Annotated in this window: 16 protein-coding genes and 1 pseudogene; 7 read left to right on the forward strand and 10 right to left on the reverse strand. The window is 73.3% G+C overall.

Going from position 1 to position 15,355, the window contains the following annotated elements:
- Positions 1-47 precede the first annotated feature (47 nt).
- The 4 genes and pseudogenes from ACSUPT_RS10390 to ACSUPT_RS10405 form a co-directional block, all read right to left on the reverse strand.
- Positions 48-149: pseudogene (locus tag ACSUPT_RS10390) on the reverse strand (death-on-curing protein); the annotation flags it as partial.
- 46 nt (positions 150-195) lie between these two features.
- A complete protein-coding gene (locus tag ACSUPT_RS10395; protein ID WP_351965964.1) occupies positions 196-1,677 on the reverse strand; it encodes an MFS transporter in 1,482 nt (493 codons plus the stop codon).
- A gap of 108 nt (positions 1,678-1,785) precedes the next feature.
- Positions 1,786-2,259, reverse strand: coding sequence for a VOC family protein (locus ACSUPT_RS10400; RefSeq protein ID WP_351965965.1), 474 nt, complete (start codon positions 2,257-2,259; stop codon positions 1,786-1,788).
- 79 nt (positions 2,260-2,338) lie between these two features.
- Positions 2,339-2,587 (reverse strand): GntR family transcriptional regulator, encoded by a 249-nt coding sequence (locus ACSUPT_RS10405; protein ID WP_351965966.1) that lies wholly within the window; start codon positions 2,585-2,587, stop codon positions 2,339-2,341.
- A gap of 136 nt (positions 2,588-2,723) precedes the next feature.
- On the opposite strand from ACSUPT_RS10405, the gene ACSUPT_RS10410 reads away from it, so the two are divergent.
- The 3 genes from ACSUPT_RS10410 to ACSUPT_RS10420 are packed head-to-tail and all read left to right on the forward strand — an operon-like array spanning position 2,724 to position 3,429.
- The gene (locus ACSUPT_RS10410) at positions 2,724-3,062 is read left to right on the forward strand and encodes a hypothetical protein (protein WP_351965967.1); all 339 of its coding nucleotides are present in this window, start codon (positions 2,724-2,726) and stop codon (positions 3,060-3,062) included.
- Positions 3,059-3,247 carry a hypothetical protein gene (locus ACSUPT_RS10415; protein WP_436944107.1) on the forward strand — a complete coding sequence of 63 codons (189 nt, stop codon included), beginning with the start codon at positions 3,059-3,061 and terminating at the stop codon, positions 3,245-3,247. The genes ACSUPT_RS10410 and ACSUPT_RS10415 overlap by 4 nt, the downstream gene beginning before the upstream one ends.
- Entirely contained in the window at positions 3,244-3,429 is a 186-nt protein-coding gene (locus ACSUPT_RS10420; RefSeq protein ID WP_404143225.1) for a hypothetical protein, read from the forward strand. The genes ACSUPT_RS10415 and ACSUPT_RS10420 overlap by 4 nt, the downstream gene beginning before the upstream one ends.
- A gap of 70 nt (positions 3,430-3,499) precedes the next feature.
- On the opposite strand, the gene ACSUPT_RS10425 is transcribed toward ACSUPT_RS10420, so the two are convergent.
- Positions 3,500-3,775: a hypothetical protein gene (locus ACSUPT_RS10425; RefSeq protein WP_436944108.1), complete on the reverse strand. Its 276-nt coding sequence runs from the start codon at positions 3,773-3,775 to the stop codon at positions 3,500-3,502.
- A 330-nt stretch (positions 3,776-4,105) separates the two neighbouring features.
- Between ACSUPT_RS10425 and ACSUPT_RS10430 the strand changes: the two genes are divergently transcribed.
- From ACSUPT_RS10430 to ACSUPT_RS10440, 3 genes are all read left to right on the forward strand, one after another.
- Positions 4,106-4,567 carry a hypothetical protein gene (locus ACSUPT_RS10430; protein ID WP_436944012.1) on the forward strand — a complete coding sequence of 154 codons (462 nt, stop codon included), beginning with the start codon at positions 4,106-4,108 and terminating at the stop codon, positions 4,565-4,567.
- Positions 4,568-4,576: 9 nt separating this feature from the next.
- Entirely contained in the window at positions 4,577-6,361 is a 1,785-nt protein-coding gene (locus tag ACSUPT_RS10435; protein WP_436944109.1) for an alpha/beta hydrolase, read from the forward strand.
- A gap of 72 nt (positions 6,362-6,433) precedes the next feature.
- Positions 6,434-6,961, forward strand: coding sequence for a hypothetical protein (locus tag ACSUPT_RS10440; protein ID WP_436944110.1), 528 nt, complete (start codon positions 6,434-6,436; stop codon positions 6,959-6,961).
- Positions 6,962-7,046: 85 nt separating this feature from the next.
- Here the strand turns inward: ACSUPT_RS10440 and ACSUPT_RS10445 are convergent, their stop codons facing one another.
- The 5 genes from ACSUPT_RS10445 to ACSUPT_RS10465 all read right to left on the reverse strand — a co-directional run bounded on the left by ACSUPT_RS10445 (position 7,047) and on the right by ACSUPT_RS10465 (position 13,571).
- Entirely contained in the window at positions 7,047-9,365 is a 2,319-nt protein-coding gene (locus ACSUPT_RS10445) for a xanthine dehydrogenase family protein molybdopterin-binding subunit (protein ID WP_436944111.1), read from the reverse strand.
- A complete protein-coding gene (locus tag ACSUPT_RS10450; RefSeq protein WP_436944112.1) occupies positions 9,362-11,257 on the reverse strand; it encodes a 2Fe-2S iron-sulfur cluster-binding protein in 1,896 nt (631 codons plus the stop codon). The genes ACSUPT_RS10445 and ACSUPT_RS10450 overlap by 4 nt, the downstream gene beginning before the upstream one ends.
- Complete coding sequence (locus ACSUPT_RS10455) at positions 11,254-12,147, reverse strand: FAD binding domain-containing protein (RefSeq protein WP_351967615.1); 894 nt, start codon at positions 12,145-12,147, stop codon at positions 11,254-11,256. The genes ACSUPT_RS10450 and ACSUPT_RS10455 overlap by 4 nt, the downstream gene beginning before the upstream one ends.
- A 544-nt stretch (positions 12,148-12,691) precedes the next feature.
- On the reverse strand, positions 12,692-12,979 hold the full coding sequence (locus tag ACSUPT_RS10460) for a DUF3039 domain-containing protein (RefSeq protein ID WP_023588437.1): 288 nt from the start codon (positions 12,977-12,979) through the stop codon (positions 12,692-12,694).
- Positions 12,980-13,010: 31 nt separating this feature from the next.
- Positions 13,011-13,571: a YqgE/AlgH family protein gene (locus ACSUPT_RS10465; RefSeq protein ID WP_436944113.1), complete on the reverse strand. Its 561-nt coding sequence runs from the start codon at positions 13,569-13,571 to the stop codon at positions 13,011-13,013.
- A 274-nt stretch (positions 13,572-13,845) separates the two neighbouring features.
- On the opposite strand from ACSUPT_RS10465, the gene murA reads away from it, so the two are divergent.
- A complete protein-coding gene (murA, locus tag ACSUPT_RS10470; RefSeq protein ID WP_351967617.1) occupies positions 13,846-15,186 on the forward strand; it encodes a UDP-N-acetylglucosamine 1-carboxyvinyltransferase in 1,341 nt (446 codons plus the stop codon).
- Positions 15,187-15,355: the final 169 nt, after the last annotated feature.

Genomic DNA, 15,355 nt, shown 5'->3' on the forward strand with positions numbered 1-15,355 from the left:
ACCTCGGCGAGTGCGAGCGGTGTCACACGGCGACCGATGGGACCGGCTCACCGCGCGGCGAACCTCGGCAGCTGCGCGGCGATCTTCGGCACGTCCAGCGCGCCCTGGCACACGTCCAACACGAACCGCTCGGCCTCGTCCACGTCGAACGCCGCGGCTCAGGGCGCCGCCGCGGGCGCCGCCAGGGCCCGTCGGTCAGGGTGTCGGTGCGGGGCGGACCCGGGCCGCCACCCACGCCCCCGCCAGGGCCACCGCGGCCATGGGGAGGAACACCACGGCGAACGCCGCCGGGTGCGAGGCGGCCGACTCCGCGCCGGGCAGGGCGTGGGCGCCGACCGCGCCGCCGCCCAGGGCCGCGAAGGCCGCGCCGCCCGCCGCGAGGAGCATGACGTTGGCGAGGCCGTCGGAGATCTGGAGCGCGGCCGAGTTCGTACCGGCCTCCTCCGGCGCGGACAGCTTCAGCAGCAGCACGCTCGTCGAGGAGATGACCATGCCCATGCCGAAGCACCCGAAGCCCCAGGCCAGCGCGACGATCCAGACCGGCACCGCCGGGAGGAGCACCGCCGGCACGGCCGCGATGGCCCCCGCCACCAGCACCATGCCCAGCACCATCAGCCGCTCCCGGTACGGCTCCACCCGGGACCGCGACTGGACGTACGACCCGAGCGCCCAGGTCGCGCCGCCCACGGCGATGGACAGCCCGGCCATGGTGGGCGTCAGGCCCCGCTGGGTGACCAGCATCAGCGGCACGAACGACTCCGCGGAGATGAACGCGCCCGCGGCGACCCCGCGCAGCAGCACCACGGACGGCAGCCCGCGGGCCGCCAGGTACGTACCGCGCGGCAGCAGCCCCCGCACGGCCGGTACGAGCAGCGCGGCACCGGCCAGGGCGGGCAGCACGGACAGCCAGCGCAGGTCCTGGCCGGCGTACTGGAGCAGCCCGGCGCCCACGGAGATGCCCAGCGCCAGCCGCAGCCGCCGCCGGTCGAACCCGGGCACGGGCGCCTCCGGGTCGGCGGGCCCGGCGGCGAGGCGGCGTATCGCGGGCAGGGCGAGGACCAGCGGGAGCAGCACCAGCGCGGGGATGCCGAGGAACACCCACCGCCAGCCGAGCCGCTCGGTGACCGTCCCGGCGCCCAGGGGGCCGACGATCGACGGGATGACCCAGCTCGCGGAGAACGCCGCCATGATCGCCGGCCGCAGCCGCTCCTCGTACGCCCGGCTGACGACCACGTACAGCGCGACGATCACCAGCCCGCCGCCCAGGCCCTGCACGGCCCGCCCGAGGATGAACGGCCACATCGCGCCGGCCGTCCCCGAGACGACCAGGCCCGCGCCGAAGGCGGCGATGCCGGAGGCGAGCGCGCCGAGCGGCCCGCTGCGGTCGGCCCACTGCCCGGCGAGGACCATGCCGAAGAGGCTGGTGGTGAAGTACGCCGAGAACGCGAACGCGTACAGCGGCACCCCGTCCAGTTCGCGCGCCGCGACGGGCATCGCCGTGCCGACGGCGGTCGCCTCGAACGCGATCAGCAGCACGACCGAGACGATGCCGATGCTCAGCGCCCGGTGCTCCCGGTCGAGCACACTGCCGCCGCCCTGCTTCCGCGAGGTCGGGGACGGTACGGAGGGGGCGGCGGCGGTCGGGTCGGCGGTGCCGGTCGGATCAGGGGCGCTCATGCGTCCAGCGTAAGTGGCGTAGGGCCGTTTGGGGCCTGTCGCGAGTCGGGCGGGGACTCGTCCGTGAGTCGTACGACCCGCGGCCCGCGACGGCCCCCGACGCCCGCGTCACCCCTGGTAGGCGTCGCGCAGGGCCTGGATGTCGAGCTTCTTCATGCCCATCATGGCCTCGGTGACGCGCCGGGTCTTCTCGGGGTCGGGGTCCTTGAGCATGGTGTCGAGCTCGCTGGGATTGACCTGCCAGGACAGCCCGTACTTGTCCTTGAGCCACCCGCAGGGCCCCTCCTCGCCGCCCTCGGAGAGCCGGGACCAGTAGTAGTCGACCTCCTCCTGGTCCTCGCACTGCACGCCCAGCGAGACGGCCTCGTTGAACCGGAACTCGGGCCCGCCGTTCAGCGCGACGTACCGCTGCCCGGCCAGCTCGAACTCCACGGTCATGACCATCCCCGCGGGCCGGGGCGTCCCTTCCGGATACGGCACGACCTCCACGATCCGCGAGTCGGGAAAGATCGCCGTGTAGTGCGCGGCGGCCTCCTCGGCCTCGGTGTCGAACCAGAGGAACGGCTTGATCTTCTGCTGCATGGGGTGCTCCCTTCCGTGTCGATGGATAGACCGGAAGCCCCCGGCAAACTCATCGCCCGGCCACACCCCACCCCAACGGTCAGGCGTCGGGCCCGTCCCCGTCCGACTCGGCCACGAACGACCCCTGCCCCAGGACGGTGTAGAGCCTGCCCTCCGCCCGCAGAGCGGCGACGGCCTTCTGCACCGTGGACGGCGCGACGTCCAGCTCTGTCGCGAGATCGACCACGGCGGGGAATCGTGCGCCCGCCGCGTACGTACCGACGTCAATCCGGCGGCGCAGCTCGTCCGCGATCTGGGGCCACACGGGCTTGCTCCGGTCAAGATCCATACCGCGAGAATGCGCGTACCCTCGACAATGCGCGACCGCGTATACGCGTATACGCGTATGCTGACCGTGTGTACGACCCCCGCGGCCGCCGCAAACGGCCCGGGGGCATGGCCAACGCTGCTCTAGGAGCGTGACAGTGAGCATTATCCCCACCCTTGTGCGCCTGCTGCTGGGCTTACTCGCCCCCGGTTCCGGCCGGAGGCGGGCGGGCATGGGCCGGCCCGCCACTACCCCCGGCATCACCGGCACCCCCACTCAACGCGAAACCCCCCGCACGGGCCTGCCGCGGCTCCGCTCCCCGTACGGGTCGGCCGAACCGCTCGACGGCCACGCCTCGCCCCTCGTCCGCCCCTACCTCCTGGCGCACGAGCGCCGCGAGAACCAGGCCCGGCGAAGGCTCACCCTCCTCCTCGCGGCGGACTTCGGTATCGACCTCGACACCCGCGTACTGCACACGGCGGGAGCGGCACGGTGAGCGGGCAGGCGCGGAAGCCGGTGCGGATGTGCGCCAGGTGCGAGCGGATCACCGACGAGCCGGTGGTGGTGTCCGAGGTCCACCAGGCCACCGGCCCCGGATTCAACGTCTACGCCTGCGCGCGGTGCGCCCCGCTGTTCCCGCCGGCCCCGGACGTGTTCGACCTCCTGGACGGCGAGCGGTGAGGCCCGGACGCACCAAGGAGCAGATCGCCGTCGACGCCAGACAGTCCGGCCGCACGCAGGAGTGCGAGTCGGGCGAACACGAGCCCTGCACCCCCATGGAGGTGTACGCGTCCGACTCCCCCGGCCCCGACGAGCACCCGTTCTTCTCCATCACCTGCACGTGCGCCTGCCACACCGACTGAACCGAGGCGGGGCCTTCCTCCCAACGCAGGAGGGAGGAAGGCCCCGCCCGGGGGCGCGTCGTCGCCCCGCTCACCCCTTGGCGGGCTTCACCACGGGGTCACCCTGGAGGGGCTTGTTCTCACACGCCAGCGCGTCGACGGCCCGCTGGGCCATGACGTACAGGAAGGCGACGTGCCGCTTCTGCGCCTCGGGGTCCTCGCGCCCCATGTTCACGGTGTTCCCCAACGTGAACCGCAGCCGCGCCTTCCGCGAAGGGCCTTCCAAATCGCCCGGCAGCCTGCAGGCCACATGGAATGCGGCGATGATGTCCGTCGTCTCAGCGCGGACACCATCGACCCGTGTCATGCGCGTACCTCTCCGGCGGGACGCCGCTCCTGTCCGGCAGGCCAGGCGTCGTCCAGTCCCGACGGCACAGAGCCCCTCCCGGGCAGCGGTCGGCGCGGGCTCAGGCTCGGCGTCACACGACGACGCAGCCGGCACGCCCAGCACCAGAAGTCCGACGGGACGGATACGACGACGCACCCGTTGATCAGCGCCTCGACGAAAGCCCGGCGGCACGCCCGTGAGCCTTTCGTGAATAGGTACAAGTACTCAGAGCCCGGCCCCCGATACGCCGTTAGTGTGGCGCGGGAGCACTGCTGTGGCGTAGGACTGACCCGCCGTGGAGGGGCACCGATGTCGTGGGACGAGTGGGAGCAGCTCAAGACCGAAGCTGCCGAACGCCAGTTAACCCGGATGCAGCTCAACCAGTTACCGGGATCCGATCCGTCCGGTGGTGGGGGCGGTGGTTCGTCCGGGGTGGTGAGGACCCGGATGAAGGCGTGGTCGCAGGCGGGTGCGGGTGTCAACGGCCTGAAGGCGGACATCGGCCAGGGCCTGCGGAAGCTGGAGGAAGGGCAGTCGGGTGTGGGGGACACGTCCGGGTGCCAGTCGGCGGCGGCGCAGAAGGAGTTGTACGACTCCTGGAAGAGCTACGTCGGCAAGCTGAGCGGGCGTTGCGGCACGGTGGGCGGGCTGCTGGAGCGGGCCGGGCGTGATCTGGCGATGACCGACCAGGCGATCGAGGACGAGTTCGCGAAGGTCAGGGCCCAGTACCAGGACACCGAGGCCGTCGGCGGCCAGGCGAAGGGCCGGTGACCGGCGGCCATGGATCTCGCGACGCTGAGGAAGTTCAAGCCCGCCGCCTACGAGGACGCGGCCGACGGCTACCGCGCCACCGCCGACATGGCCGCCAAGGCCAAGGACGCGATCGACATCCGGATCTCCTCCGGCATCCGCGCCCAGCTCGAAGGCGAGGCGGCCACCGCCGCGCTGGGCGAGCTGAAGGAACTGGCGGAGAACTTCCACTACGTGCAGACCGAATGCGGCCTGGTCAGCACCGCGCTGGGCGGCTTCGCGCACGACATGGCCGCCGCCAAACGCAAGCTGGAAGCGGCTATCGCCGACGCGCAGGCAGCCGGGTGCACCGTGAACCCGGACGGCTCGGTCGCCTTCCCCGCCGGCGGCACGCCCGTCGACGGCAAGGTCCCCGAGGGCGGCACGGTCACCGGCAGCGGCGGCCCGGCCTCCCCGACGGCGGACGCGCTCTACCGCCAGGCGGTCAACGCCCACCCCAACCCGCACTACGGCAAAGCCCTGGAGTTCGCCAACCGGATCGCCGACGCCGTCAGGGAAGCCACCGACGCCGACACCAAGTGGGCGCCGAAGCTCCGCGCGCTGAAGGCCGACGACGACCTGACCGTCTCCGACCACGACTGGACGGACACCCAGTCCGACACGAGCGGAGTCCGCGACGCGGGCAAGGGCTACCTCGACTCCCTCCCCCAGCCCCCGAAGGACGGCAGCCCCAAGGACAACGCGGCCTGGTGGAACGGGCTCACCCCGGAGGAGCGGACAGCCCACCTGTCGCTGAACGCGGCGCAGGTCGGCGCGCTCGACGGGCTTCCCTCCACCGTCCGCGACGAGGCCAACCGCGTCGTCCTCGACCAGAAGCACGCCCAGTACCGGCTGGAACTGGCCTCGATCCCGAAACCGCCCGCCAACGAGTGGACATGGATCACCGCGGGCCGCTTCCCCGTCAAGGTCCGCACCGACGAGTGGATGGAGTGGCACAGGAAGTACGGGGAGCGGTACGAGCACCTCAACCAGTCCCTCAAGGGCATGGACGCCATCCGGAAACGCTTCGACCAGACGGGCCGGAGAGGCCTGCCGGAGGCGTACCTCCTCGGGTTCAGCGCGGAGGGCAACGGCCGGGCGATCATCGCCAACGGGAACCCGGACACGGCCGACCACCAGGCGGTCTACGTGCCCGGAACGACATCGAACCTGAGCAACATCGACGGCAACATCGACCGGATGGTCAGCACATGGCGTGTCGCCAACAACGAGGCCGACGGCAAGAGCGTGTCCACGATCACCTGGCTCGGGTACGACGCCCCGCAGAGCATCTACAAGGACGCGCCGTTCCGGCACTACGCGGACGACGGCGCGCCCGCCTTCAACCGGTTCCTCGATGGTTTGGAGGCGTCGCACAGCGGGGGCTCGGGGACCCACCGGACCGTGATCGGCCACTCCTACGGCACGACCCTCGTCGGTTCCGCCGCCGACCACGGCACGCTCAACGCGGACGATGTGATCACCGTCGGCAGCCCCGGTGTGACCGTCGCCAACGCCGAGGACCTGGACGTGCCGAAGGGGCATGTCTGGAATCAGGAGGCGGACGGGGACATCGTCCCCGACATCGGCCGCTGGGGACACGGCGGCCACGAGTGGGGCAACTACTGGGTGGTGCCCAGCGACGAGTGGTTCGGCGCGAACCAGATGACCACGGACACCGAGGGCCACAGCGGGTACTGGGACGAAGGTTCCGAGAGTCTGATGAATCAGGCCTACGTTGTGGTCGGGCGATACAACAAGGTGCAATTGGAATAGCCGGTGAACCCTCGGGCGCAAAGCCACTGGAGCAACCGTATTGTGCTGGCCGACTAAGCGAGGCTTCTCAGCGTGAATACCAGACTGGGCGCATGGACGCTCCCCGTCTTCATCCTTCTGATCACCCTCACCGGATGCGGCATGAATGAAGAACCGAACAACATCCCCTCTGCCGGCACCAGCACATCCAGCGCCGCCGCCGATGACCTGGAGAAGATGTCCAGCGACATCCGCGGCCTGATCGCCGTCAAGGGGGAAGCGTCCGACAGTCGAGCGGGAGTCATGGACTGCGCAGGCAAGGATCGAAAGAAGTACTTCCGGGTCTTCCACCCGTGGAACTTCTATCCTGCCTCACCGGATCAGCTCGACGAGGCGATGAAGCAGCTCAAGCAGGAGCTGCCGAAACGCGGATGGACGATCGTTCAATACGGCCCTGATCGCAGTCGGGACAAGAACCTCACCCTCACGGCCGACAACGACGAGCGGAAGTCGAGCGTCAAGATCACCCAAGATGCGAAGAACGACCCGCCCAAGCTGAGCCTGATGCTCGTCTCCGGCTGCTACGAGATCCCGGCCGGGCAGGAGATCGAACGCTTCTGAGAACGGAGCGGCCGCCGGGGCCGGCCACGCCCCGGTGACAGGACGCGTACGGGCCCGGCCTCTTCGGCCGGGCCCTGCCGTCCGTTCAGTTCACCACCGCCGACTGGGGGCGGATCGGGAGGCGGTTGACCGGGCGGCCCGTCGCGGCGCGGACCGCCGAGGCGATGGCCGCCGGGGACGTGACCACCGGGACCGCGCTCGCGGCCTTCGCGCCGAAGGGGGCCACCACGTCCCGTTCCTCGACCAGCTTCACGATGCGGATGTCCGGGGTGTCCAGGGCCGTCGGCAGGGCGTAGCCCGTCAGGTCCGGGTGGCGGACCAGGCCGCGCGGGGTGCGGAGGTTCTCGGTGAGCGCCGCGCCCAGGCCCTGGGTGACGCCCGCCTCGATGCGGGTCGCCAGCTGCGCCGGGTTCAGGACGCGGCCCACGTCCTGCGCGACGGCCAGTTCCACGACCCGTACGGAGCCCAGCTCCACGTCCACGTCGACGACCGCGCGGATCGCGCAGAACGCCAGGCCCACGAACGCGTCGCCCTGCCCCGCCTCGTCCAGCGGCTCCGTCGGGTGCGGGCGGCACTGCGCGGTCGCCCACAGCTCCTTGCCGTACAGCTCCTCCGCCACCGTCGTGGACAGGACGCCGTCGTACGAGGTGATCTTGCCGTCCTGGATCTGGAGCAGCTCCGTCGACATGCCGAACTTGTGCGCCAGCGGCTGCAGCAGCTGTGTGCGCACCATCTTCGCCGCGCGCTCCACCGCGCCGCCCGACACCCACGTGTGGCGGCCGTGCGCCGCGGGGCCGGCGGGCGGCTGGTCCGTGTCGACCGGCGCGACCTGCACCTCCTCGACGCCCAGGACCTCCTGGACGATCTGCCGCGCCAGCGTCGAGAAGCCCTGGCCGGTCTCCACGGCGGCGCACAGCACCGTCGCCACCCCGTCCTGGACCTTCACCGTCGCCGTCGACACCTCGTCCGTGCCCTCGGCGCCCAGCATGTGCACCATGCCCAGCGCGTACCCGACGCCCCGGCGCACCGCGCTCGGCTCGCCCGCGCCCTCGGGGCCGCTCGGCAGCAGCCAGTCCTCCTGCGCGGCGTCCGACGGCAGCGGCGGCAGCGGGAAGTCCCGTACGGCCTCCAGCAGTTCGGCGACCGGCGCCGGGCAGGTCACGGTCTGGCCGGTCGGCAGCAGATCGCCCGTCGCCAGGACGTTGCGCATCCGCAGCTCCGCCGGGTCCAGGCCCAGCTTCGCCGCCAGCTTGTCCATCTGGCCCTCGTACGCGGCGCACACCTGCATCGCGCCCTCGCCGCGCACATGCCCGGCGGGCGGGTTGTTCGTGCGTACGACCCAGCCCTCCACGAACGCGTGCGGCACGACGTACGGGCCGCAGGCGAAGGAGACCGCGGCCGCGAGCGACTCGGACGAGGCGTCCGCGTACGCGCCGCCGTCGAGGAGGATCTGCGCCTCCACCTTCACCAGGCGGCCCTCGGCGTCCGCGTGGTGGCGGTAGCGCAGCAGCGTCGGGTGGCGGTGGCCGTGCCCGAGGAACGACTCCTCGCGGGTGGCGGCCAGTTTCACCGGCGCGCCGGTGCGCAGCGCCAGCAGGCCCAGCGGGATCTGGAAGCCCGGGTCCTCCCGGTCGCCCATCGCGCCCGGCACACCCGTCACGACGATCTTCACCTGCTCCGGCGGCAGGCCGAAGCACGCGGCGGCCAGGTCGCGGTCGGTGTGCGGGTCGGTCGACGCCGTGTAGATCTCCACCCCGCCGTCGGGGCGCGGCACCGCGAGGCCCGCCTCGGCGCCGATGGGCGCCGGGTCCTGGCGGCCGATCCGGTACAGCCCCTCGACGATCACCTCGCCGGTGGCCTCCGGGTCGCCGAAGCGCAGCGGGATGTGGCGGATGAGATTGCCGTCCGGGTGGAGCGGCGGCGCGGAGAACGCCTGCTCCGGGTCGGTGACCGGCTCCAGCACCTCGTAGTCCACGATGATCGCCGCCGCGGCGAGCCTGGCCGCGTCCGGGTGGTCGGCGGCCACGGCGGCGATGGCCTCGCCATGGTGGCGGACCACGTCCGCCGCGAAGACGGGGCGGTCCGCCACGCTGCGGCCGTACGACGTGTCGCCCGGCACGTCGGCGTGGGTCACCACCGCCCGTACGCCGGGCATCGCCGCCGCCGCCGAGGTGTCGATGGACCGGATGCGCGCGTGCGCGTGCGGGGAGCGGAGCACCGCCGCCCACAGCAGGCCCTCGGCCCACAGGTCGGCGGCGTACGGGAACGTGCCCTCCGCCTTGGCGCGGGCGTCGGCCGACGGCAGGGACGCGCCGAGCCCGCGGACGGGCCGCTCCTGCTCCTGCGCCTGTTCCTGCCGGGGGAGTTCGACCGCCGGGATGGCGGTGGCCGCGTCGTTGCTCACGCCGTGCCTCCGTCGTGCGGGTGGGGGACCTGGTGCGGGATGCGGGCGTCGGGGTTCTGGTGGGCGTCGTCCGGGGCGGCGTTGCCGGCGGCCTGCGCGGACTTGCCGGCGGCGCGCTCGGCGACGACTTCCCGTACGGCTCTGAGGGCGCCCTGGTAGCCGGTGCAGCGGCACAGGTTGCCGGACAGCGCCTGGCGGGCCTGGACCTCGCTCGGGGCGTGGTTGCCCTCCAGCAGGTCGTGGACCGTCATCGCCATGCCGGGGATGCAGAAGCCGCACTGGACGGCGCCGCAGCGGGTGAGGGCGCGCTGCACGTCGGACGGTTCGCCGTCGACGGCCAGGCCCTCGACCGTACGGACCTCGCTGCCGGCCGCGGTCGCGGCGGGCACCAGGCACGACGCCACGAGACGGCCGTCGACCTGGACGTTGCAGGCGCCGCACTCGCCCTGGGAGCAGCCGTCCTTGGCGCCCGCCAGGCCGAGGCGCTCGCGCAGCACGTACAGCAGCGACTCGCCGATCCAGGCGTCGGTGACGGGGCGGTCGGCGCCGTTGACCCGCAGCACGTAGGACATGTGCGGGTGTTCGTCGCTGGGCGCGGCGGGTGCCTCGGTCGCGGGCGCCTCGGCGGCGGGTGCCTCGGTCGCGGGTGCCTCGGTCGTCGGCGCCTCCGCCGGGGGCGCGGGGGCTGCGGCAGCCTCAGCCGCCGGGGCGTCCGCCGCCGGGGCCTCGGAGGCCGGGGCCTCGGACGCCGGGGCCTCGGACGCCGGGGTGTCCGCCGCGGGTGCGGTGGGCTCGGCGGGGGGCGCCTGTGCCGGGTGCTGCTCGGTGGCGGGCGCGTCCGCCTCGGGTGCGTCCGCGGGGTGCCTGCCGGTGGGCGCCGCCGCCTCCGGGGCCTCGGCGTCGGGGGCCTCCTCGGGGCCGACCGGGGCGCCCGGGGCCTCGGCAACCGGGTGCTCCTCCGCCGCGGTGGCTTCGGCGGCCGGGGCCTGGGCCCTCATGTGGGCGTCGCCGCCCGGGACTTCGGCCGCCTCCGGGGCCTGCCGCCCGCCGCCCGCCGGGGCCTCCGGCGTCTCCTGCGGGGTGAGCGCCCAGGGTGCCGGGGCACCGCCCGGGAGCGTCGCGGGCGCGTTGCCGCCGTTCGCCCAGGAGGGCACGCCGGGGTGCGCGGGCGCGGGCGCCTCGTGCGGGTGCGCGGACGCCTGCGGGGACTCGTGGCCGGTGGCGGGCGCCTGCCCCTGGCCGTACGCCGCCGGCTCCTCCCGCACGGGCGTGCCGTGCGCGGGCGTGCCGTCGGCCAGGACCTCGTGGACCGGCGTCCCGTACGCGGGCGTCACCTGGACCGGCGTGCCGTGCGCGGGCGTGCCGTACTGCCCGGAGGCGTACTCGCCGGACGTGCCGTACTCCCCGGACGTGCCGTACTGCTCGGGCGTGCCGTACTGTTCACCGCCCCCGTCGTACGCCTGTTCACCGCCCCCGTCGTACGCCTGCTCCCCGGCCCCGCCGTACGCCTGGTCGTCGGCCCCGTACCCCGACGCGTACCCCTGCGCCGTGCCGTACCGCTCCCCGCCCATCCGGTACTCGCCGGACTCCTCGGGCAGCTCGCCCTGCGCGACCGGGATCGTCCACTGGCCGGTCAGGTCGGCGGGGCCGGGGGCGGGCGGGTGCTCGGCGTCCATGGCGGAGTGGAAGTTCCACTGCGCGGTGGCGTGCGGGTCCGCGATGTGCGGCGGCACATAGCCGTGGCCCGGCGCCTCCAGCGGAATGCCGTCCAGGCCCGCGTCGGGCGGGAGGTGGACGAACGCCGTGGCGTCCCCGTCGTACTCCCCCTGCGGCGTCGGCTGCCAGCCGCCGCCGTCCCGCGCGCGCTCCTCGTTGCCGGTCTCGTCGCTCACGACAGCGCCCTCCCCAGTGCTCGTCGGGCCAGCACGGACACCGTGCGGCGCAGTTGCAGTACGGCGGGCGGCAGCGGGGGCGGCTCCTCGCCCTCGGCGGCCGGCGGCTGGTCCGGGATGCAGGCCGCCGCGACGTACTCGCCGAACGCCGTCAGGGCCTCCGGCGCCAGCCCCCGCTCGCCGTCCCAGTCGACGAGCGAGGCGATCCAGTGCTCGGCCTCCAGCGGGCGCAGCGGCATGGGCGCGATCGCCCCGACCGCGCAGCGCACCGCGCGCCGCGCCGGGTCCAGGACGACGGCGACGGAGGCGAGGGCGCGTCCGGGGCCGGTGCGCCCGGTCGCCTTGAGGAACACCTGCGGGGCGTGCAGCAGCGGAACCCGTACGTACGCGACGAGTTCGCCCGGTTCGAGCATCGCGCGCCCGGCCAGCAGGTGCGAGACGGGGATCTCGCGGTTCCCGGCGGGCCCGGCGACCACGAGGTCGGCCTCCAGGGCGGCGAGGACGGGCAGCGAGTCGCCGGTGGGCGCGGCGGTAACGATGTTGCCGCCGAGGGTGCCCGCGTTGCGGATCTGCGGCGGTCCGGCGGCGCGGGCGGCGGCGGCCAGCGCGGGGATGAGGGCGGCGAAGTCGGGGCGTCCCATGCGGGCGTGGGTGAGGCCCGCGCCGAGGAGTGCGTGGCCGTCCTGGTACTGCCAGCCGCGCAGTTCGTTGATGCGGCCGAGGCCGACGAGTCCGGCGGGGCGGAGGAGGCCCTTGTTGACCGCGGCCATCAGGTCCGTACCGCCGGCGACGGGCACGGCGGCGGGCATGGCGGTGAGTGCCGCCACGGCCTCGTCGAGCGAGGCCGGCAGCGTGACGGAGTGCGCCGTCCTCGGTGCGTGCGTGGTCAACCCAGCTGCCCCTTCCCGGTGTCCCGGCTGTCCCGGCTGTCCCGCCTGTGTTGCCGTACCGTACGTGCTCACAGTCCGGTCGTGGAAACTGTGGCACATCTTCCAAGGCGGCCGCCGCGAGGGTCCGCGAAGGACGGTTCCGCCCGCGACCTCCCGTGACCTCCCATGACCGGGCGGATGGTCCGCTTTGCGCACACCCGCCGGTGCGGGCGCGCCGCCGCACGTGGGCCGCGCGGGACGCGGCGGAGTCACACGTTCGGGGGGCCGTCCCTCGATCGGGCGTCCGAGGAGTACGGGGGCGCGCGGCCCCGGACGGGTGCGGGTACGGCGGCGCGGACCTGTACGGGCACCTCGCGGGGACGAATGCGCGCGGGGGTGCGCCGGGACGTACGCGGGGACGGCGGAGCCCCCGGTGCCGCGGGCGCGCGGCCCGCGTGCCAGGTGCGCTCGGCACGGGTGGACACACGGCGCGCCGGCAGGCGTTCCGGGGGCTCTCCGGGGGCTCTGGTGCTCTCGGACGGCGGGGGCGTCGGGCGTACGGGCCCTACTTCTTGTCCTTGCCGCCCTTGTCCTTGTCGCCGCCCGCGCCCATGGACTCGTAGATCTCCTTGCACATGGGGCAGACCGGGTACTTCTTGGGGTCGCGGCCGGGGACCCAGACCTTGCCGCAGAGGGCGACCACGGGAGTGCCGTCGAGGGCGCTCGCCATGATCTTGTCCTTCTGGACGTAGTGGGCGTAGCGCTCGTGGTCGCCGTCGCCGTGCGACACCTGCGGCGTCGGCTCTACGAGGGTCCCCGTACCTGCCCCGCGCTCGGGCTCGAGAGTGCTCATAACAGCCAAGGGTACTCACCCCCGCCCGGCTTCAGTTCAGGCTCGGGTCGTCCGGGTACGTCGCGATCATGGCCAGTTCGCTGCGCTGCCGCCGCAGCACGGCGCGCCACAGGTTCTCGGGGTGCGGGGACGACACGTCGCCGGGCTCGGACTCGACCACGAACCAGGCGCCGTCGCCCAGCTCGTCTTCCAGCTGGCCGGGGCCCCAGCCCGCGTACCCGGCGAAGATCCGCAGGCTGCCGAGGGCGGGGCCGAGCAGCTCGGGCGGGGTCTCCAGGTCGACGAGGCCGATCGCCCCGTGCACCCGGCGCCAGCCGAGCGGCCCCTCGTCGCCGGGGATCACGGCCAGGCCGAGCGCCGCGTCGAGGGACACGGGGCCGCCCTGGAAGACGACGCCCGGCTCCCCGGCGAGCGGCGCCCAGGACTCCAGGACGTCGCCGACGTCGACCGGGGTCGGGCGGTTGAGGACCACGCCGAGTGAACCCTCGTCGTCGTGGTCGAGCAGCAGCACCACCGCGCGGTCGAAGTTCGGGTCGACCAGTGCGGGGGTGGCGACGAGCAGCCGGCCCGCGAGCGAGGACACCTCCGTCATGGACACATGATCCCGCATCTTCGCCCGGTACGGGGGGCGTGCGCGGCGGTCGGCCGAACCCCGGCGCACACCCGCCGCGGCCGGCGTGCCCGGCACACCCCGTACGCGCCCGCACACGCAAACGGACGGTGACCCTCCGCGAGGCGTGGGGGACGGAGGGTGTTGTGCCGAATTCCTTACACGTTCCGCCACTCCGCCGCCTTACGGGGCACGGGTGGATGCCCCTTACGCTTTTCCCTGGCCCCTGCCCGACTCCATCCGGAACGCGAGATACATGACCGGCACAGACGATGTACTGCTTGTCCACGGCGGCACCCCGCTGGAGGGCGAGATCCGCGTCCGCGGCGCGAAGAACCTCGTGCCCAAGGCGATGGTCGCCGCACTCCTCGGCAGTGAGCCCAGCCGGCTGCGCAACGTGCCGGACATCCGCGACGTGCGCGTGGTCCGCGGGCTGCTCCAGCTCCACGGCGTGACCGTCCGCCCCGGCGACGAGCCGGGCGAGCTGGTCATGGACCCGACGCACGTCGAGTCCGCGAACGTCGCCGACATCGACGCCCACGCGGGTTCGTCGCGCATCCCGATCCTCTTCTGCGGCCCGCTGCTGCACCGGCTCGGGCACGCCTTCATCCCCGGCCTGGGCGGCTGCGACATCGGCGGACGGCCGATCGACTTCCACTTCGAGGTGCTGCGGCAGTTCGGCGCGAAGATCGAGAAGCGCGCCGACGGCCAGTACCTGGAGGCCCCGCGGCGGCTGCGCGGCACGAAGATACGCCTGCCCTACCCGTCGGTCGGCGCGACCGAGCAGGTGCTGCTGACGGCCGTGCTGGCGGAGGGTGTGACGGAACTCTCCAACGCGGCGGTCGAGCCCGAGATCGAGGACCTCATCTGCGTCCTGCAGAAGATGGGCGCGATCATCGCCATGGACACCGACCGGACCATCCGGATCACCGGTGTCGACAAGCTCGGCGGCTACGCCCACCGGGCGCTCCCCGACCGCCTGGAGGCGGCCTCGTGGGCGTCGGCGGCGCTGGCGACCGAGGGCAACATCTATGTGCGCGGCGCGCAGCAGCGCTCGATGATGACCTTCCTCAACACCTACCGGAAGGTGGGTGGCGCCTTCGAGATCGACGACGAGGGCATCCGCTTCTGGCACCCGGGCGGCGCGCTGAACGCGATCGCCCTGGAGACGGACGTGCACCCCGGCTTCCAGACGGACTGGCAGCAGCCCCTGGTGGTGGCCCTGACGCAGGCCGCGGGCCTGTCGATCGTCCACGAGACGGTGTACGAGTCGCGGCTCGGCTTCACCTCGGCGCTCAACCAGATGGGCGCGCACATCCAGCTCTACCGCGAGTGCCTGGGCGGTTCCGACTGCCGCTTCGGCCAGCGGAACTTCCTGCACTCCGCGGTCGTGTCCGGCCCGACGAAGCTCCAGGGCGCCGACCTGGTCATCCCGGACCTGCGCGGCGGCTTCTCGTACCTGATCGCCGCCCTGGCGGCGCAGGGCACGTCCCGCGTCCACGGCATCGACCTGATCAACCGCGGCTACGAGAACTTCATGCAGAAGCTGGTGGAGCTGGGCGCGAAGGTGGAACTCCCGGGCGCCAAGGCGGTCTGAGGCCCGTGGCTCCCGCGGCCCCCTGCCGGGGGTCCGGGGGTCGCCCCCCGGGCAAGCACAGCATGCAGAAGCTGGTGGAGCTGGGCGCGAAGGTGGAACTCCCGGGCGCCAAGGCGGTCTGAGACCCGCCTCCCGCGACCCCCTGCCGGGGGTCCGGGGGTCGCCCCCG

The sequence above is a fragment of the Streptomyces sp. SudanB25_2051 genome (assembly GCF_964272635.1).
Taxonomy (GTDB): domain Bacteria; phylum Actinomycetota; class Actinomycetes; order Streptomycetales; family Streptomycetaceae; genus Streptomyces.